Source organism: Rhizobium sp. T1470, from assembly GCF_042140505.1.
GTDB classification, from domain to species: domain Bacteria; phylum Pseudomonadota; class Alphaproteobacteria; order Rhizobiales; family Rhizobiaceae; genus Rhizobium; species Rhizobium favelukesii.
In genome coordinates this window covers 261,706-281,420 of the sequence record NZ_CP148092.1, presented here as the reverse complement: position 1 = coordinate 281,420, position 19,715 = coordinate 261,706, and the positions used below count along the sequence as shown (strand labels likewise).

General features: G+C 60.8%; 14 protein-coding genes and 2 pseudogenes. 10 read left to right on the top strand and 6 right to left on the bottom strand.

All coding sequences use genetic code 11. The features are described from left to right. Positions 1–9: 9 nt before the first annotated feature. From xdhC to WGT02_RS22410, 3 genes and pseudogenes are all read right to left on the bottom strand, one after another. Positions 10–852, bottom strand: coding sequence for a xanthine dehydrogenase accessory protein XdhC (gene xdhC, locus WGT02_RS22420; RefSeq protein WP_024317248.1), 843 nt, complete (start codon positions 850–852; stop codon positions 10–12). A 21-nt stretch (positions 853–873) separates the two neighbouring features. Beyond that, positions 874–1,130, bottom strand: a pseudogene (locus WGT02_RS22415) (xanthine dehydrogenase molybdopterin binding subunit); the annotation flags it as partial. Between the two features lie 100 nt (positions 1,131–1,230). After that, a complete protein-coding gene (locus WGT02_RS22410; RefSeq protein WP_208246889.1) occupies positions 1,231–2,292 on the bottom strand; it encodes an AraC family transcriptional regulator in 1,062 nt (353 codons plus the stop codon). A 102-nt stretch (positions 2,293–2,394) separates the two neighbouring features. Here WGT02_RS22410 and WGT02_RS22405 point away from each other — a divergent pair, with 102 nt between their 5' ends. The 8 genes from WGT02_RS22405 to WGT02_RS22370 all read left to right on the top strand — a co-directional run bounded on the left by WGT02_RS22405 (position 2,395) and on the right by WGT02_RS22370 (position 11,133). Further along, positions 2,395–3,162, top strand: a complete 768-nt coding sequence (locus WGT02_RS22405) for a 3-hydroxyacyl-CoA dehydrogenase (protein ID WP_208246887.1) — start codon at positions 2,395–2,397, stop codon at positions 3,160–3,162. 25 nt (positions 3,163–3,187) lie between these two features. Further along, a complete protein-coding gene (locus tag WGT02_RS22400; protein ID WP_024317251.1) occupies positions 3,188–4,375 on the top strand; it encodes an acetyl-CoA C-acyltransferase in 1,188 nt (395 codons plus the stop codon). Positions 4,376–4,396: 21 nt separating this feature from the next. Next, positions 4,397–5,524, top strand: coding sequence for an acyl-CoA dehydrogenase family protein (locus WGT02_RS22395; protein ID WP_024317252.1), 1,128 nt, complete (start codon positions 4,397–4,399; stop codon positions 5,522–5,524). Positions 5,525–5,593: 69 nt separating this feature from the next. Continuing rightward, the gene (locus tag WGT02_RS22390; RefSeq protein WP_024317253.1) at positions 5,594–6,826 is read left to right on the top strand and encodes a 3-methyl-2-oxobutanoate dehydrogenase (2-methylpropanoyl-transferring) subunit alpha; all 1,233 of its coding nucleotides are present in this window, start codon (positions 5,594–5,596) and stop codon (positions 6,824–6,826) included. A 1-nt stretch (position 6,827) separates the two neighbouring features. Continuing rightward, a complete protein-coding gene (locus WGT02_RS22385; protein WP_024317254.1) occupies positions 6,828–7,841 on the top strand; it encodes an alpha-ketoacid dehydrogenase subunit beta in 1,014 nt (337 codons plus the stop codon). 3 nt (positions 7,842–7,844) lie between these two features. After that, the gene (locus WGT02_RS22380) at positions 7,845–9,101 is read left to right on the top strand and encodes a dihydrolipoamide acetyltransferase family protein (protein ID WP_208246885.1); all 1,257 of its coding nucleotides are present in this window, start codon (positions 7,845–7,847) and stop codon (positions 9,099–9,101) included. A 5-nt stretch (positions 9,102–9,106) separates the two neighbouring features. Further along, a complete protein-coding gene (gene lpdA / locus WGT02_RS22375; RefSeq protein ID WP_024317256.1) occupies positions 9,107–10,504 on the top strand; it encodes a dihydrolipoyl dehydrogenase in 1,398 nt (465 codons plus the stop codon). 101 nt (positions 10,505–10,605) lie between these two features. Further along, the gene (locus WGT02_RS22370) at positions 10,606–11,133 is read left to right on the top strand and encodes a hypothetical protein (RefSeq protein ID WP_208246883.1); all 528 of its coding nucleotides are present in this window, start codon (positions 10,606–10,608) and stop codon (positions 11,131–11,133) included. A 238-nt stretch (positions 11,134–11,371) separates the two neighbouring features. On the opposite strand, the gene WGT02_RS22365 is transcribed toward WGT02_RS22370, so the two are convergent. Then, on the bottom strand, positions 11,372–12,754 hold the full coding sequence (locus tag WGT02_RS22365) for an FAD-binding oxidoreductase (RefSeq protein ID WP_208246881.1): 1,383 nt from the start codon (positions 12,752–12,754) through the stop codon (positions 11,372–11,374). Positions 12,755–13,135: 381 nt separating this feature from the next. Here WGT02_RS22365 and WGT02_RS22360 point away from each other — a divergent pair, with 381 nt between their 5' ends. Together WGT02_RS22360 and WGT02_RS22355 are read left to right on the top strand one after the other, a co-directional pair. Then, the gene (locus WGT02_RS22360) at positions 13,136–16,663 is read left to right on the top strand and encodes an adenylate/guanylate cyclase domain-containing protein (RefSeq protein ID WP_040680872.1); all 3,528 of its coding nucleotides are present in this window, start codon (positions 13,136–13,138) and stop codon (positions 16,661–16,663) included. A gap of 41 nt (positions 16,664–16,704) precedes the next feature. Further along, positions 16,705–16,965, top strand: coding sequence for a DUF4242 domain-containing protein (locus tag WGT02_RS22355; protein ID WP_024317951.1), 261 nt, complete (start codon positions 16,705–16,707; stop codon positions 16,963–16,965). A gap of 158 nt (positions 16,966–17,123) precedes the next feature. Here the strand turns inward: WGT02_RS22355 and WGT02_RS22350 are convergent. Together WGT02_RS22350 and WGT02_RS22345 are read right to left on the bottom strand one after the other, a co-directional pair. Beyond that, positions 17,124–18,141: pseudogene (locus WGT02_RS22350) on the bottom strand (LacI family DNA-binding transcriptional regulator). A gap of 639 nt (positions 18,142–18,780) precedes the next feature. Continuing rightward, a complete protein-coding gene (locus tag WGT02_RS22345; protein ID WP_225040005.1) occupies positions 18,781–19,704 on the bottom strand; it encodes a hypothetical protein in 924 nt (307 codons plus the stop codon). Positions 19,705–19,715: the final 11 nt, after the last annotated feature.

The window sequence follows — 19,715 nt, the reverse complement described above, 5'->3', positions numbered from 1 at the left end:
CGGACCGCTTTAAGCTACTGTTTTTTTGGTACTGGCCAACGCGTGATACGACAGGGCGGCCACCATGATTTCGGCGGCTGCAAGCGTTGCAATGACGGCGGGACGCTTGTCCTTTATGGCCGTGCCGCCGATCGGGCAGACGAGGCAATCGATGAGCTCTTTGCTCCCGACTTCGTGCGTGAGCCAGTTCTTGAAGGTCGCCCGTTTTGTCTTCGAGCCAATCATCCCGACATAGGCGGCATCGCCCCGACGCAGTGCTTCGGCGGCGATCAGAAAGTCGAGCGCATGGTCGTGGGTGAGAATGACGAATGCGCTTCCCGCCGGCGCATCGCGCACGATCGCCTCTGGCATTGCCGTCAGGCATGTTTCAATGCCCGATGCACGCGACGCGGCAAGCTCGTCGTCGCGGGTATCGACCAGCACCGTACGCAGGGGCGCCAGCGACAATGCCGTTGCCAAAGCGTCGCCAACATGTCCGGCGCCAAAAACATAGACATGAGGTCTTCGGGCCATCTCGGCGTCGGTTCGCGCAATCAGCTCGTTTGCAACGTCGCGCGTCACTGGGGTGAACGACAGCCCGACCCGACCGCCGCAGCATTGACCAATTTCCGGACCAAGCGGAATGCTCATCGTTGTGGTCGGCTGGGATTGGCGAAGCGTGCGTCGTGCCTGATCGATCGCCATATATTCCAGCTGCCCACCGCCGATGGTTGAAAAGCAGCGGCTCTTGGCCACCAGCATCCAGGCATCGGTATCGCGCGGTGTCGAGCCGACTGCTCTCGTCACTTGGACGAGAATGCAATCTGGCTCTTGGCGCAGAAAATCCCGCAAATCGTCGCGAGCGGCAGGCATACCGGTCAACCTTCCTTCAAGAGCACGCATGCATTCGATGGCCATCAGCACACGTTCCGGCCTCGCCGACGCATCGATGCAAGGAGGAATATAATAGTCTGCAACGCTCGCCACCGCCATGGAGATTGCTGCAAGCACGGAGATTGCAAGTATCAGGGGGGCTCGCCGACGGCTTTCGACCGACGAATGGTGTCTTCGCGGTTGACCGACCACTCGGCAAGGCGGATGCTGAATATTCTCGGCCGATCGGCGGCCAGAGGGATCTTGTAGGTCGACGGGTATTTCCATGCCGCCGGCGAAAGACTTTCAAAATTTTCTGGGAAATTCAGGGCGTAGATCCACGAGAAGTGGCGGATATTCTCAAGCGTTGTGTCCACCTTATAGGGCGGCTGCACCGCTTTGCCTGCGGAAAGCGTCCGGGCTTTTCGACATCCATTTGCGAAAGGCGCGGAAGAAGGCACTGGGCTCGGAATAGCCAAGCTGAGCGGCAATATCGCCGATGGTCTTCGACGTGTTGAGCAGCATGTCGACGGCAAGATCACGGCGTATATCGTCCTTGATGCCGGCATAGCTCTGTCCCTCGTCACGAAGCCGGTGACGCAAGGTGGACGGCGGCATGCGCATGTCTGCGGCAAGATCCCCGAAATTCTTCCATGCAGATGGAGGCACCTTGTCGAGCCGCCGCCTGACACTGGAAGCAAGCCCCGCATCATAGCGATAACGCACCAGAATATTGGCCGGCGCCCCTCGCAAAAACTGCTTCAGCGCCTGCTGCGTGCGCATGATCGGCAGCTCCAGCATCGCACTGTCGAAGCCAAGGCGGCTTATCGGTTGCCCAAACCTGACCGGCGCGCCGAAGAACAGCCGATAGTCGGCCTCCTGCTTCGGTTCGGCGCAGCGAAAGTCGACGAGCCGGATCGGAATGCGCCGACCAACCAGCCAGCAGGTTATTCCATGGATGAGGATCCAATAGGTGCGATAGGCGAACGCCGAACGCGGTCCACCGGCATCGGCCAGCTCGATCTCGGCAAGCCCATCCTTGACGACAAGCTGACCGCGCGGATCATCCAGCACGACGTCGAGGAAACGCAGAGCCCGGCGCAGCGCATGGCCGAGCGTTCGTGCATGCAAGACGCAATGGCAAAGCAGGGTAAAGCTGCCGCTGCGCATCGGCCGCCCGCCCATCCCGAAAAACTCGTCATCGAGCTCTCGGGCGATGGCAAGCCACAGAGCGCCGTAAGTTTCGGCCGATACCGGCTGATCGACCACCGCCGGCAGCCCCAGCGAAGAAAGCAGTGGTCGTGTCGGCCGTCCCATACGCCTCAGGCTATCGAGCGCCTCCTCGACGAATCCCGGCGCGATCATGCGCCTATCGATGTCAGCCACCAGTTCCTCCCACTTATGGCAAAACTGTCCAAAACAATGCAGCACTTTAGTCATCGCTTGCAATATGGCGACGGAATAGAATCCACTTCCTTGGGATCGTACCGGAAGGATGGCACATCCCACAGGCGACGATCGCAAGGTGATGGGAGGAGACCGATGCTGATCCGTGGAGCAACCTTTATCGTGACCGGCGGCGGGTCAGGCCTCGGTGCGGCAACGGCGCGTATGCTGGTTGAAAACGGCGCGCGCGTGGTCATCGCCGATCTCAACGATACAGTCGCAGAGGCAATTGCCGCAGAGCTTGGCACCAATGCCTGCTACGTCAAGGCCGACGTGACCAACGCGGAGGATGGAGCCGCTGTGGTGGCAACCGCGCTGGAGTCATTCGGCGGCTTGAGCGGGCTCGTAAACTGCGCTGGCGTGGCGCCGGGCGAGAAGGTCATCGGCCGCGATGGTCCCCACAGTCTCGACAATTTCGTGCGGACAATCAGCATCAATCTCGTCGGCACCTTCAACATGATCCGTCTAGCGGCATCGGCCATCCAGCATCAGCAGCCGGATGCCGAGGGCGAGTGCGGCATCATCGTCAACACCGCCTCGATCGCGGCCTTCGACGGGCAAGTCGGCCAGGCCGCATACGCTGCCTCCAAGGGCGGCATCGCCTCGATGACGCTTCCGATCGCCCGCGAGCTTGCCCGCCACGGCATTCGCGTCGTTTCGATTGCCCCGGGCATTTTCGAAACGCCGATGATGGCAGGCATGCCGCATGAAGTGCAGGAAGCGCTCGGCAAGAGTGTGCCCTTTCCGCCGCGCCTCGGCAGGCCCGCCGAATTTGCCGCGCTGGTGCGCCATATATGTGAAAACAGCATGCTGAACGGCGAGGTCATTCGCCTCGACGGTGCGTTGCGCATGAGCGCGCGCTGACCGTTTGTCTGGAAGGATTGAGACAATGGCTTTGCAGGACCCTATCGTCATCGTCGGTGCAGCGCGCACGCCGATCGGCGGTTTCCAAGGTGAACTCAAAGAGGCAGCCGCACCCGAGCTCGGGGCCGCTGTTATCCGCGCGGCGCTTCAGCGCAGCCTGGTCGAGCACGATGCCGTCGACGAGGTCGTGTTCGGCTGCGTATTGCCGGCAGGCCAGGGCCAGGCACCTGCCCGGCAGGCGGCAATCGGGGCAGGCCTGCCCTTTTCCACCGGCGCCAGCACCGTCAACAAGATGTGTGGCTCCGGGATGAAAGCCGTCATGCTGACGCATGATCTTCTGGCGACGGGAAGCGCCACTGTCGGCGTCGCCGGCGGCATGGAAAGCATGACCAATGCGCCCTATCTCCTTGATCGTGCCCGTGGCGGCTACCGGCTTGGCCACGGGCGCGTCATCGATCATATGTTCCTCGACGGGCTGGAGGACGCTTATGACAAGGGACGCTTGATGGGCACCTTCGCCGAGGACTGCGCCGAGGCATATCAGTTCACGCGCGAGGCGCAGGACCATTATGCGGTCACATCGCTGATGCGCGCGCAAAAGGCCATCGAGGCCGGCTACTTCGACGCCGAGATCACGCCGGTCTCCGTCACCGCGGGAAAGGGCGAACAGATGGTCAGCCGAGACGAACAGCCCGGCAAGGCAAGGATCGACAAGATTCCGCTCCTCAAACCGGCCTTCCGCGACGGCGGTACCGTGACCGCAGCCAACTCCAGTTCGATCTCCGATGGTGCGGCCGCTCTCGTGCTGATGCGTCGTTCCGAAGCCGAACGCCGGGGATTGAACGCGCTTGCGACAATCAGCGGCCATGCCACGCATTCGCAGGCGCCCAATCTCTTTGCCACCGCTCCGATCGGCGCCTTGCAGAAGCTCTCCGATCGGATCGGCTGGCCGCTCGATACCGTTGACCTTTTTGAGATCAATGAAGCATTTGCCGTTGTCGCCATGGCTGCCATGCGCGACCTGAGGCTGCCGGACGAAAAGGTCAATGTGCATGGCGGGGCCTGCGCCCTTGGGCACCCGATCGGTGCGTCTGGCGCACGTATTCTCGTCACGCTGCTTGCGGCTCTCGAGCGCTATGAGCTGAAGCGCGGCATGGCTGCCCTATGCATCGGCGGTGGCGAGGCAACCGCCGTTGCAATCGAGCGTCATTAGAAGGGCCGGGAGGAGACGAGCATGATCCTTTCCGATCTGAGCCAACAAATCCGCGATCTTGCGCGCGATTTTGCCCGAAAGCGCCTTGCCCCGGGTGCGGCTGCGCGCGACCGGGAGCACAGGTTTCCACGCGAAGAACTCAACGAGATGGGTGAACTCGGCATGCTCGGCATGCTGGTTCCCGAAGACTATGGCGGTTCCGATACCGGCACTGTCGCCTATGCAGCCGCACTTGAAGAAATCGCCGCCGGCGACGGACCATGCTCGACCATCATGAGCGTCCACAGTTCCGTGGCCTGCGTGCCGATCTTGAAATTCGGCACCGATGAGCAGAAGCAGCGTTTCCTGCCCAAGTTTGCCAGCGGCGAATGGATCGGCGGCTTTGCACTGACGGAACCGCAAGCAGGTTCGGACGCATCCAATCTGCGCAGCCGGGCGCGCCGCGATGGCGATCATTACGTGCTCGACGGTGCCAAGCAGTTCATCACCTCGGGCAAGAATGGCCAGGTGATCATCGTCTTTGCCGTGACCGATCCGGATGCCGGCAAGAAGGGAATTACCGCCTTCATCGTCCCAACCGATACGCCGGGCTACGAAGTCATCCGCGTGGAGGAAAAGCTTGGGCTGCATTCGACCGACACTTGCCAGATCGCCTTCAACGGCATGCGCATCCCGGCCGAATTGCGGCTGGGTTCGGAGGGCCAGGGATATCGGATTGCGCTCGCCAACCTCGAAGGCGGTCGCATCGGGATCGGCGCTCAGGCAGTCGGCATGGCGCGTGCTGCCTTTGAGGCTGCGCGCGACTATGCGCGCGAACGCACGACTTTCGGCAAGGCAATCATCGAGCATCAGGCGGTCGCCTTCCGCCTCGCCGACATGGCAACCCAGATCGAGGCCGCCCGTCAGCTGGTGTTTCATGCCGCGACGCTGCGCGACAATGGTCTGCCGTGCCTTTCGGAAGCATCGATGGCCAAACTCTTTGCGTCCGAGATGGCAGAGCGGGTCTGCTCGGATGCGATCCAGATTCATGGTGGCTACGGCTATATGGCCGACTATCCTGTCGAGCGTATCTATCGGGATGTCCGCATCTGCCAGATTTACGAGGGAACGAGCGACGTGCAGAAAATGGTGATCGCGCGCAATCTATAAGAACGAGAAATGCGGCGTTCCGTTTCTGAGGAGAGAAACGAACATCGCAGCTGGGAGGGAAACTACGATATGACGGACGCAGCTCAACTGAGCCTCCATGTTCCAGAACCCGCCGTGCGACCGGGCGGCCAACCTGATTTTTCCAACGTGAAGATTGCCAAGGCCGGTGTGGTGCCGCGCCCCGAGATCGACGTTGCGCCGGAGGAGATCCGCGACCTTGCCTATTCGATCATCCGTGTGCTCAATCGGGAGGGCGAAGCCGTCGGCCCGTGGACGGGCATGCTGTCCAACGAGGAGCTGCTGACCGGCCTGCGCAACATGATGAAGCTTCGCGCCTTCGATGCCCGCATGCTGATGGCGCAGCGCCAGGGCAAGACGTCGTTCTACATGCAGCATCTGGGCGAGGAAGCCGTCAGCTGCGCCTTTCGCAAGGCCCTTCGCAAGGGCGACATGAATTTCCCGACCTATCGGCAGGCGGGCCTTCTCATCGCCGACGACTATCCCATGGTCGAGATGATGAACCAGATCTTCTCGAATGAAAGCGACCCGTTGCGCGGCCGTCAGCTGCCGATCATGTATTCGTCGAAGGAGCACGGCTTCTTCACCATCTCAGGCAATCTGGCGACCCAATATGTGCAGGCCGTCGGTTGGGCCATGGCTTCGGCCATCAAGAACGACAGCAGGATCGCGGCGGCCTGGATCGGCGACGGCTCGACGGCAGAATCCGATTTTCATTCCGCTTTGGTCTTCGCCTCCACCTACAAGGCCCCGGTCATCCTCAATATCGTCAACAACCAGTGGGCGATTTCCACCTTCCAGGGGATCGCACGTGGCGGCTCCGGCACGTTTGCCGCGCGCGGACTTGGTTTCGGAATTCCTGCCTTGCGCGTCGACGGCAACGATTACCTCGCCGTCTACGCGGTTGCTCGCTGGGCCACGGAACGAGCCAGGCGCAACCTTGGGCCGACCTTGATCGAATACGTCACTTATCGCGTCGGCGCCCATTCGACATCGGACGATCCAAGCGCCTATCGGCCGAAGACCGAGTCCGAAGCCTGGCCGTTGGGTGACCCGGTGTTGCGTCTGAAGAAGCATCTGATCGTCAGGGGCGCATGGTCGGAAGAACGCCATGTTCAGGCCGAGGCCGAAATCATGGACGAGGTCATCGAAGCCCAGAAGCAGGCAGAACATCACGGCACGCTGCATGCCGGTGGCAGGCCCTCGGTGCGTGACATCTTCGAAGGTGTCTATGCGGAAATGCCGCCCCACATTCGCCGCCAGCGGCAGAAGGCAGGTTTCTGAGATGGCCAGGATGACGATGATCGAGGCCGTGCGAAGCGCCATGGACGTTTCGATGGCCCGCGATGACGATGTGGTGGTTTTCGGCGAGGACGTCGGATACTTCGGCGGGGTGTTTCGCTGCACTCAAGGGTTACAGGCGAAATACGGCAAGACACGCTGTTTCGATACGCCGATCAGCGAATCCGGCATCGTCGGTACGGCCATTGGCATGGCGGCCTACGGCTTGAAGCCCTGCGTCGAGATCCAGTTCGCCGATTATATGTATCCGGCCTACGATCAGATCACCCAGGAGGCGGCCCGCATCCGCTATCGCTCGAACGGCGACTTTACGTGCCCGATCGTCCTTCGCATGCCGACGGGTGGCGGCATCTTCGGCGGCCAGACACACAGCCAGAGCCCGGAAGCGCTGTTTACGCATGTCTGCGGATTGAAGGTGGTCGTGCCCTCCAATCCCTATGACGCCAAGGGACTGCTGATTGCCGCCATCGAGGATCCGGATCCGGTGATGTTCCTGGAGCCGAAACGGCTCTACAACGGGCCGTTTGATGGTCATCACGAACGGCCCGTCACCCCATGGTCGAAGCATGAGCTCGGCGAGGTGCCCGAAGGGCATTATTCGATTCCGATCGGAAAGGCCGACGTTCGACGCGCAGGCTCGGCGGTGACGGTGATCGCCTACGGCACGATGGTTCATGTCGCGCTGGCGGCCGCCGAGGATACCGGCATCGATGCCGAGGTGATAGATCTACGCAGTCTGCTGCCCCTTGATCTCGATACCATCGTGCAATCCGTCGGCAAGACGGGACGCTGTGTCGTCGTCCACGAGGCGACGCTGACGTCGGGATTTGGCGGCGAGATCGCATCGCTCGTGCAGGAACACTGCTTCTACCATCTTGAAGCGCCTGTCGTGCGCGTCGCCGGCTGGGACACACCGTATCCGCACGCCCAGGAATGGGATTACTTCCCCGGCCCCGGACGTGTCGGGCGAGCACTTGCCGAAGTCATGGAGGCCTGAGACATGGGCGAATTCATCATCAAGATGCCCGATGTCGGCGAAGGCGTGGCCGAGGCCGAACTCGTGGAATGGCATGTCAAGGCAGGCGACCCGGTAAAGGAAGATATGGTGATCGCCGCCGTTATGACCGACAAGGCGACCGTCGAGATCCCGTCGCCGGTCACGGGGACTGTCGTCTGGTTGGGTGCCGAAATCGGCGACAAGATCGCGGTCAAGGCGCCGCTTGTGCGCATCGAGACGGGCAGTGGTGCGGCGATCGAACGGGTCGACGCGCCTGCCGCTGCTGGCGCGAAGGCTCCTGAAAGTGCGCCCCCCCCGACAGTTCAACCAAAAGACACAGCTGCGCCGACGGCTGCCCTCCCACCACGACCTCAGGCCGCGGTTCCCGCAGAAAAACCGCTGGCGTCGCCATCTGTTCGGCTTTTGGCAAGGGAAAGCGGCGTCGACCTGCGTCAGCTCAAGGGATCTGGCCCCGCCGGTCGCATCCTTCGCGAAGACGTCGAGCAATTCATCGCGCGCGGCGAGCTGCCCTTCCTCCAACCGGCCATCGCGAAAAAAACGTCGACCGAGGAGGTCAAGCTCACCGGCCTTCGGCGCCGGATCGCCGAAAAGATGTCGCTGTCGACCTCTCGCATTCCCCACATCACCTATGTCGAGGAAGTCGACGTGACCGCGCTGGAGGAGCTGCGGGCCACGATGAACCGCGACCGCAAGCCAGAGCAGCCGAAACTCACCGTGCTGCCGTTCCTTATGCGGGCAATCGTCAAGGCGGTTGCCGAGCAACCGAGTGTCAACGCCACCTTCGACGACGATAAAGGCATCCTCACCCGGCATGGCGGCGTCCATATCGGCATTGCCGCCCAGACACCCGCCGGACTTGTCGTGCCCGTCGTCAAGAACGCTGAGGCACGCGGCATCTGGGATTGTGCGATCGAGATGAGCCGCCTGGCCGAGGCGGCGCGCGCCGGTAGCGCGACCCGCGACGAGCTCAGCGGCTCGACCATCACCATCAGTTCGCTTGGCGCGCTCGGCGGCATCGTCTCGACACCGGTGATCAACCACCCGGAGGTCGCCATTATCGGCGTGAACAAGATTGCCGTGCGCCCGGCCTGGGATGGCACGCAGTTCGTGCCGCGCAAGATGATGAACCTATCCTCGAGTTTCGACCACCGCATCATTGACGGATGGGATGCTGCCACCTTCGTCCAACGTGTCCGGGTGCTTCTCGAAACACCCGCCCTGATTTTCATCGAAGGCTAGGATTTATGAAAGAGATCGTCTGCAAGCTTCTCGTCATCGGCGCTGGACCCGGCGGTTATGTCTGCGCCATTCGAGCCGGGCAACTCGGTCTCGACACCGTCATCGTCGAGGCTGACAAGCCGGGTGGCACCTGCCTCAACGTCGGATGCATTCCTTCCAAGGCCCTCATCCATGCGGCCGAGGAGTTTGGTGCTGCCAAGCAGATGCTGACCGGCAGAAACGCAATGGGCATCGGTATCGAGGCCGCAACCATCGACCTCGCCAAGACCATTGCCTGGAAGGACGGCATCGTCGGCCGCCTGAACAGCGGTGTCTCCGCGCTGCTGCAGAAGGCAAGGGTCAAGATCGTTCACGGCCGCGCGGCCTTCCGCGACGGTAAGACGGTCGAGGTCGAGACCGAGACGGGCATGCAGGTCATCCGCGCGGAGACTGTTGTTATCGCCACAGGTTCTAAGCCCGTGGAACTTTCCGCCCTTCCTTTCGGCGGTCGGGTGATCTCGTCCACCGAGGCGCTCTCGCTCGGCGAAGTGCCGAAGAGACTGGTTGTCGTCGGAGGCGGTTACATTGGCCTCGAACTCGGTATCGCTTTTGCCAAGCTGGGCTCAGAGGTAACAGTCGTCGAAGCCACCCAGCAGATACTGCCGCAATATGATGCCGACCTGGTGCGACCCGTCGCGCGCCGGCTTGGTGATCTCGGCATTCGCACCCTGACGGGAGCGGAGGCAAAGAGCCTCTCGGACGACGGCAATGCACTTGTCGTCGAGACATCGGGCGGACAGCAACAACTGCTGCCTGCCGACCGGGTGCTTGTCACGGTCGGTCGGCGGCCGCGATCGGCAGGCTCAGGTATCGAAGAGCTCGATCTCGATCGCAGCGGGCCGTACCTTCGCATCGATGATCGCTGCCGCACCTCCATGCGGGGCGTCTATGCAATCGGCGACGTCACCGGTGAACCGATGCTGGCCCATCGCGCCATGGCGCAGGGAGAAATGGTCGCCGAGATCATTGCCGGCAGGAAGCGCGCCTGGGACAAACGCTGCATTCCGGCGATCTGCTTTACCGATCCGGAAATCGTGACTGCCGGGCTTTCGCCGGACGAGGCACGTGCTCAAGGCTATGCGATCCGCGTCGGACAATTCCCGTTCAGCGCAAATGGCCGGGCGATGACCATGCTGTCGGAGGAGGGCTTCATACGCGTCGTCGCCCGGGCCGATACCAATCTCGTCCTTGGCCTGCAGGCCGTAGGCGTCGGCGTTTCCGAACTCTCAGCGGGTTTTGCACTGGCCATCGAGATGGGCGCGCGGCTGGAGGACCTCGCCGGTACGATCCATGCGCATCCGACGCGCAGCGAGGCTCTCCAGGAGGCTGCCCTCAAGGCGCTCGGGCACGCATTGCACGCCTGAAGCGATTTCCGTCCCAAGCTCGGATCGCGAGACGCAAAATCGGTTTGGAGCTGGGGCATTATCTGATAGCTAGCGCGCTCATGCTGACGGAGCAGTTGAGAATGGCGGCCGCATTGTATCGAGACTACATCGTTGACCTGAAAGCCAGGATCGATGACCTTCACGCCAACGCGGAGCGCTACCAGACCTACGCGTTGACGATGGAACTGCTAGCCCAAAAGAACCTCGTCAGCTACTCCGCAAAGAAAGCGAAAGGTCTGACGGAAGGCCTGTCCTACCGCCGCGACTTCACGACCGGTCAGGCTGTCCAGATGCAGCAGCAGGGTGCCTATCCTCTGTTCGCGGGATTTTTCAATCTCGGCCAGTTTCTGGCCTTCACCGGACAGGGGCGCGAGCAGGATGCGAAGCAGTTCGCCGAGCTTCTAACCGACAATTGGCAGTACCCGACCTGCGCGGTGCATTTCGTCTTCCGCCAGAAGGGACAACCAAAGACTTTGTCGACAAGGATGCATTTTGTTGGATTGAACGGAGAGGCGGAAGCTGCAGCCTACGAGCAGAAGGCCCATCGTGCGGGCAGCATGGTGCAGCACCGGCCCTTCTCGTCTAATCTGTTCTGGGAATGGAAATAGCCGCTGCGCACGCAGTGCCAGGCATCGGCAAATTCGTACGTTGTTCGTCATCTCGCCGCCCCGGCTCGTGTTCCTTTTCACCAGAAGCATGCGGCAGGGCGCTGACATTTTCGACGACTTACTCGGCCTGTCCTGGCGCGACGCAGCCGTCGACCAGAATGGTGTGGTGTCCTGCGATCACGGCCGTTCGACGGTGGCGTTTCTAGGCAACGCCGCTCTCGGCAGGCTCCTCGAGAGGTCAGGCTGCAGGACGGATGTTGTGGTTCATCCGGAACAAGTTGCCCGGGTCGTATTTCCTTTTCAGGTTGACGAGACCCTCGTAGTTGTCGCCGTACGTGGCCTTCAGGCGTGCGTCGCCTTCGTCGCCCATCATGAAGTTCGGATAAGCGCCGCCGAGATCGAACGGGTGGACGGCCTGCCAATAGTCGGTTGCCCATTTCTTCAGCGTCGGCGCCTGATGCGGGTCGGCGTCGACCCCAGCAATCACCATCGACCACGTGGCATCGCGGCAATTCCATGCCGTTTCATTTTTTGCCTTGCGGTGGACAGCGGCGTCGATCGGGTAGAGGTGCATGCACGAGGGTTCGCTGGGCGCCTTGGCAACCTGCTCGATGTGCGCTTCGATCGCTGCGTCGGGAAGCGTCTTCACGAAGTCGCCCTTCCAGTACCATTGGAGGCCTTTCGGATAGAGCCCGTCGAACATGGCTTGAAGGGCTGGGTATTGTATCGGACCGGCAAAATCGATAATCGGCTCGGGAAGCGCCTTGCGGACGGCGTTGACTGCCTTCTCCCCGTCGGCGACTGCCCCGTTGTATGAAACGAGCATCACGCAGATCCGCTTGCCACGATGGTCCACCGGGAATGGATCGGCCGAGGGAACTGTCTGTAGCCCAAGGAAAATGTAGAACTCGTCCGGCGCGGTCGGCAGAAACTCGCGGTACCAGCGCATAATATCCGCGGCCTTCTTCAACTCCCAGAAGATCGGACCGGCATAGACGGTGTCCGCAGGGTGCGCCTCGAACAGAAAACTGGTAACGACGCCAAAGTTGCCGCCGCCGCCGCGCAGCCCCCAGAAGAGATCGGGGCGCTCAGTCTTACTCGTGATGACGAACGTGCCGTCCGCCAGCACCACGTCGGCCTCGATCAGATTGTCGATGGCAAGCCCGTATTGGCGGGTGAGGTATCCGTGGCCGCCGTTCAGCGTCAGGCCCGCTACGCCTGTGGTCGAGACGATACCGAAGGGGATTGCAAGCCTAAAGCCGTGGGTGGCATGGTCGACGTCGCCAGTTGTGCACCCGCCGCCGACGCGAACGGTCCGCCTTACCGGATCGACGCGCACACCCCGCAGCAGCGACAGATCGATGACGAGGCCGTCGTCGACGCTGGCAAATCCAGCTCCGTTGTGGCCGCCGCCGCGGACGGCGATCGGAAGTTCGTTGTCGCGGCCGAAGTTTACGGCGGCACTCACGTCCGCTGCATCCGTACACTTTGCGATCAGCAGCGGCCGCTTGTCGATCATGGCGTTGTACAGCTTGCGGGCGTCCTCGTAGTCGACATGATCGCGTCCGATAAGAGCGCCGCGAAGATTCTGTGTGAGCTTCCCGATGTTTTCGCTGTTCATTACACCCTCCTGAAGCCGAGCCTGGAGTTCCTGACGTCGGATCGAACGCTGGCGAGACGCGTTCACGAGAACGATGCACTGACGACTGACTTCGCTCCCCACAGCGGCCGATTTTCGAGCTCAAAGAATGCGCTAAAAGATGCGGATAGTCTATAATCCTCCCAGTCATAGCTAGCCTTGAAGATGCCGCGCCTGAGCGGCGAAGGAAAATGAGCTTCGCAAATTCGGTCATGAGCAAACCTGATGCCCAGGGGCGTCCCGACGGGATACTTTGATTTCCTCGATCCCCTCCGGGTGCGAACAGCCCCTGCGCCACAGCGTGGCACGACGGCGACGCTCGTGGTATTTTTTTTTAAGAACGGTGGAGCGGAATGGACGTCGATGCAGACGATTGAGGATTGGCTAAGTCAACTCGGTCTTGGCAAGTACGCCGAGGCCTTCGTCGAGAATGACGTTGATCTGCGAGCGCTCCCTCATATCGCGGAATCCGACCTCCGGGAGCTCGGCGTCTCGCTTGGGCACCGGAAGATTATTCTAGCTGCTATAAACGGACTTGCGCAGCAACGTCCGGACGAACAGCCTGCTGCTTCAGCCGCTACCGAGGCCGCGTCCGAAACTGCGGCTGACCGGCGACTGCTCAGCGTGCTCTTCTGCGACCTGGTCGGGTCGACCGCGCTGTCGGCGCAGCTCGACCCGGAAGACATGCACGAGTTGACTCGCCGTTATCAGGATAGCGTCGCCGGCGCAGTCACGCGGTTCGGAGGCTACGTCGCCAAGTATCTCGGAGATGGCGTGCTTGCCTATTTCGGATGGCCCATGGCATACGAGGACCATGCCGAGCGTTCAATCCGGGCCGGCCTCGAGGCGATGGCCGCCGTCGACGCCCTGCAGTCGCCCAACACGCAGCAATTGAAGGCGCGCATTGGCATCGCATCAGGGCACGTGGTCGTTGGCAACACCGACGGTAGCGCGAAGGAGCGTGCATCGATCGCGGGAGACACTCCCAACCTGGCAGCACGCCTGCAGGCCGCGGCCGCCCCAGGCCAGATCGTGGTCTCCGACAGCACCCGCCGCCTCGCTGGGCAATCGTTCGAAATCCAGAGCCTCGGCGAGCAGGAGCTCAGAGGCTTCACCTCGCCCATTGCGCTGTTCGAAGTCCGCGGTGAGCGAGAGGTGGATAGCCGTTTCGAAGCCTCGCATGCCACCGGGCTTTCGAAATTTGTCGGCCGCGTTAGTGAGATCGGGCTGCTGCTCGAACGGTGGGAGTTGGCGAAGGCCGGCCAAGGCCAGGCGGTCTTCCTGTCGGGGGAGGCTGGCATCGGGAAATCTCGCCTAATCGAGGCTTTCGAAGAGCATCTGCAAGAGACACAGCATGAACTCATCCGATTGCAATGTTCACCCTATCACGCTACCTCGGCCTTTTACCCGATCGTCGAGCGACTAAGCCGGGTCGCATCGTTTGCCCCGACAGATGACCGGAACACGCGCGTCGAAAAGTTTTGCACCCTTGTTCGCCTCTACGGCGAAAGTCCCTCCGAGGTTGGCGCGATCTATGCCGAGCTGCTTTCGCTCGACGTCGGCGACGAGTTCAGGCCGCCGGATCTCCCCGCCCACCAGCGCAAGGAACTTCTCGTCCGCACATTGGCGAACCGTTTGCTGCTTGCGGCCAGGATCGCACCGGTGCTCATGGTCGTCGAAGACGCGCACTGGATGGACCCGTCCACCAGCGAAGTTCTGAGAGAAGTCGTCAGCCGGCTTCACGGCACAGCCGCCCTTGTCGTTGTGACCCATCGACCGGAATGGAGCGCGGACTGGGCAAGCGGACTGGCGCAGGCGACGACCCTCTCCATTGGGCGCCTGACCCGGCAGCAGATGCGCGAGCTGATCGAATCGATGGTCTCCGACATTCCCGAACAGCTTGCCGAACGGATTGCGGAGCGAACGGACGGAGTGCCGCTGTTCGTCGAGGAGTTGACCCGGTCGATCGTGGAGAGCGGAAAGTCGACGTCGCTCAACTTAGAGATCCCGGACAGTCTGCAGGGCTCCCTGATGACACGTCTCGATCGTTTGGCGACGACGGCCAAGAAGGTCGCGCAAATTGCCGCCGTAATAGGCAGGGAATTCGATCGCGGCCTTCTTTCGAAGATCGCAGGCCTCGACGAGCGAACGCTCGAGGAAGCACTGAACCAGCTCGAGTCCAGCCAGATCGTCGTCGAAGGCGGCGTTTTGCATGATGCTCTCGTTTTTCGCCATGCGCTCATTCAGGATGCGGCCTACCAATCGCTCCTCAACCGGCGCCGTCGACATTTCCACGAGGAGATCGCCAGGGTTCTCATCGACCAGTATGCCGACGTCGCTGCCACGCAGCCCGAGCTCATTGCCCAGCACTACGAGAAAGCGCAACGGATTGAGCTCGCGCTTCCCTACTGGATGAAGGCCGGAGAACGCGCCCTTGCACGATCAGCCAACTATGAGGCGGTCGACCATTTCCAGAACGCCCTGGCGATCGCAGAGCAGTTGCCCAAAGGACCTGACCGGCAAACGGACCTGCTCGCCGCGATCCTAAAACTCGGCGACGCCCTCTTCGCTGCGGGCCGCATGACGGATTCGCTGGCGAAATACAGGCTGGCTGCCCCATTGGCACGCGAAGCGACCGACACGCAAGCCTTTGTTCGCGCGGTGATCGGTCTTGACGGCTCCAAATTCCTCTCCTCGAATTCGCTTGCCGAAACGTTGCCGCTTCTCGAGGAAGCCCTGGCGATGGTTGAACCAGCGGATAAGAGGTCGCGATGCCAGCTTCTCAGCCGCCTTGCGCGGGCATACACCTACCTGAGCGACAGCAAGAACGCCGCAAAATGCCACGGTGAAGGAATCGAACTGGCCCGACGGGTTGGCGATAAAACTGCGCTTGTGGAGCTCTCCACTCTGCCATTCCTGACACCGGCACCGGTCAAATCCGTCATGGAGAGAAACGATCGGATCGTTCGCCTAGATGAAATAAGACGCCTCGCGGGTGAGATCGACGACGACGATGTGCAAAGCCGAGCGCTTTCAATTGACGCCTACGTCTCCACGGAGCTCGGCGACCGCGCACGAGCCGATCGGGCGGTTGACGCGCTGGAAGAACTTGGTACCAAGCGGCAGCATCTCAACGTCCAGTTCTACGCTCGCATCGCAAGAGCGATGATGGCCATCCTCGATGGAAGGTTCACCGCCGCGGAAGAGTTCGCTGAAGAAGCGCTGAAGCTGGGGATGCGGAACCTTGGCGCGGCGCCCGAGGGCGTTTACGGCATGCAGATGTTCGCGATCCGACGGGAGCAGAGCCGCCTCTCGGAGGTCGCACCGGTCATGAAACTGTTGATCGAGGAAAACCCGGAGGAAACCATCTGGCTACCGGGTTTTGCCTTGGTTGCCTTTGACCTCGGGTATCGGGAAGCGGCCCAGCGGAGGTTGAGCGAGCTTGCCCGCACGGGCTTCGCCCTTCCGCTTGACGGAAAGCGAAGTGCGTCCCTCTCGTTCCTGACGGAAGTCGCCGCCGGTCTCGGCGACGCGGATGCTGCCCAGACCCTCTATAAGCTTATGCTCGACTACAAGGAGATGACCGTCACGATAGGTATGGCGACCGTTTGCTTCGGCGCGGCAAGCCGCTATCTGGGAGTGTTGGCAGCCGCGTTGGGTGAATTCGACAGAGCGTCGGAGCACTTTGAGCACGCGCTCGAGATGAACTCGGCAATCGGCTCGCGGCCGTGGCTCGCACACACACAGGCAGATTATGCGGACTTGCTGATGAAAATAGGTAGCCGGGCCGCGATAAAGAGAGCAATGTCGCTATCCGAGCATGCCCGGTCAACTGCGGCCGAACTGGGAATGGTGCGGCTGCAACAGCGACTGAAGCCAACGATTCATTAGGACCAGCAGTTCGCTGCTTTTGGTGGGAAGAAGGTCTCGTCATGCCACGCTACATCATTGAAAGAAACTTTGCAGAGCAACTCGATTTATCGAAAGACGGGGTCGAGCAAATCAACCTGATCAACGATCAGGAAGGAGTGAAGTGGATTTTTTCCTTCCTCAGCGCGGACAGGAAAAAGACTTACTGCCTTTACGAGGCGCCAAATACGGAAGCCATTCTCGCCGCGGCCCGGAGGAACAATGTCCCGGCGGATGTAATCATTGAGGTTAGCGAGGAGATCGGTCCCAATATGTTTGCGTAGTGCTTCTTCGCCACGCACACTCTTGGCGCAAGGCGCTGCCGCGCATGCTGCCCAGTCGTAACAGGTCCAGAGAAATATTCGTCATATCGCAATGGCATACTGCGGGCCGCGAGCTCTCGCTGCGCTGCTGGCGATCTAGGTCCCCTAGATGATAACCACTAGCCGCCCCGAATCGAGCCCCGCCAAACCAGCTCGGCACGGAGTCTGATCGACTGCTCGGAAATGGTGTCGCCGTTTTCCGATTGCGGTTGCGAAAGCCACTCCACTGCCTTGGAAGCTATCGCTGAAACCGGCTGCGCGAAGGTCGTCAGGTCGTAGGACGACCATGAGGCCTGGTCGATATCGTCGAAGCCGGCAATGCATAGCTGGTCCGGCACCGATATCGAAAACTGGTGGCGGGCGGCGTCCATGAATCCGCAAGCCAGGAGGTCGGTTGCGCAAAAGACCGCGTCCGGGCGCTCGGTGCGCGTCAACATTCGCTGCGCCAGGACTTTCCCTGCTTCATAACCCGTCCAGCCATGGCGTTCGACGGAAACCTTGATTCCGAGCGCATTCGCTGCCGCGACAAATCCCTGTTCTCGAGCCATCAGGCTTGGTGTTCCAGCTTCCGAGTTGGCGAAGGCGAGCTTTCGGCATCCGGCCCTGACGAAAGCCGTAACCACACGTCCGGCCGCCTCGTCATCGTCGAGATTAATCCGCAAAGGACCGGGCTGTTCGTCATCGCGGTTGATGAGGACAAGCCGCTGTCCGCTGCGCAGACAGAGTTGCGCAATGGATTTGTCCGGCATTCCCGAGAGCATGATCGAGGCATCCGCGCGATAGCGGATCGCCTGGCGAAGGGCACGATCAACGCTGCCGTCCGAGCGATCCGTATTGATCAGCATGGCGACCTTGCCGGCGTTCTGAAGCAATAGTGTCAGTTCGCGCAGCAAAGCAGAACGATAGGGTGTTGCCACGTCCGACACGATGAGACAAACAATGCCGCTCTCATTGCGCATCAGACCGCGGGCGAGCTCATTGACGTGATAGCCGAGCGCTTCGGCGGCCTCGAGCACCTTGCGCCGGGTCTCCGTCGATACGCTTGCACCCGGCGTGAACGTCCGCGATACCGCCGAATCGCGACACACCCGCCCTCTCGGCGACCTCCTGGGCGCTAGCAAACAGCTTTTCGGACACGCAGTTGGATCTCCGGTTTCGATGAATTTTGCACGTTGCTGCAAGAGCGTGCAAGCATCCCGGTCGACAGCGATATATGAAACTTTCAAGACAGACGCTGCTAGGGTCAGCTTCACGAGAGCCCGCATTTGCACGCGCTTGCAGTGTCGAATCGGTGACGCCGCTGATTGCGACATGAAGCAGGCTTGTGCAAAAACGGTCGAAAAGGGTGGCGTCAGAGCGACATTGTGAAAACGCGGCGGCTTGCGCCCGCGTTTGTCCTCGCCACAGAGATCACCGTCTATCGCAGCGGCCGCCGCGACGATCTCACGGGGGAATTCGCGTCTTTGGCAGCGACCTCTCGCGTCACAGCATGCCCCCTATCGGTTCTGCATGACTCGGGATCTGAAAAGTCCAGGGACCCCCATTGAGGCTGGGTCGGATTCAACATTGTCGATCACGAGGCTGTTGGCAAATTTGTTGATGGACGGTTCGCGCCATTGATCGACAGCCTGCAAGACCCGTGACCAATGGCTGGTCGTCGATCGTCAGGACCATTTCAGCGCTTGGCGGCAAACAGCGCGCTGTCGCATTGAGCAGGTGTTGCGATCGAATGCACCTGCTCATTAAGCGACTGGCCATGGCACAACCAGATGATGATCAGTTGATGAAGCGGATTGCCAGCATCAGCCGATCGCCAAGGGTGGGAGGAGATGCCCTGTGGAAGCAGGAGGTGTCCTGAACGAAGCCCGTGCCGGCAGGCCCCTCGATGGTGATTTCATTCTCCTGACCGTATTGTCTGTAGACCGCCTCCTGGCTTGCACGCGCCGACCCGAGCAGCATTCGCAACGGCTTGCGCTTGTGCGAGCGTTTCATCATCACGTGCGCTCCCGAATAGCGGTCCGTGTCGGTGATGTAGAAACTCGCATAAACGAAATTATAGCCCTCGACGTCGTAGTGATAGTCGATGACGCCATGTTTCAAGCGGCGTCGTTCCTCGTCGCTCATCGATGAGGCAAAGCTCCAATCCAGAATCGTCGTGATCTTTCTGGGCTCGTGACCGAGATACTTGCGAACGATTGAACGCAACACCGGATCATTGATGACCTTCTGCACTGCAGGGCATCGCGCAGGGTCTGATACGCCTCCAATCGGCATAGGTCTTCCGTCAGCAGCTACCCCGCCTGAGACATCAGAATAGCGAAAGGTCGGTCCTTTCGGATCATAGATCGCGTGCAAAGGCTCAGAGAGCGCGAAGGTCTTGATCTCGTCCACGATATGACCGGGCAGGTTCAAGCCAACGAAGACGGCTTCATCTCGGATGGTTTGAACAATATCGGCAATCTTTGCATCGCCAAAGAGGGTCGGCATCAGCCACTTGCCCATGCTTTTGCGCGGGGGCATGAGAAATTCGACTGCGCCTCGACCTGAGCTGTATGCGACGCGAACGGTTCTGAAGCGTCCTAGTATATAAGCGAGATTTTTTTGTTTAATTCGTCTTGCAATGCTGGCGATACCCATTGCTTTATTCCTCCCTGGGACTCTCAACCCCCAGCCCCGACGCAATTTAATATGACTATTCATGTCTGGGAATT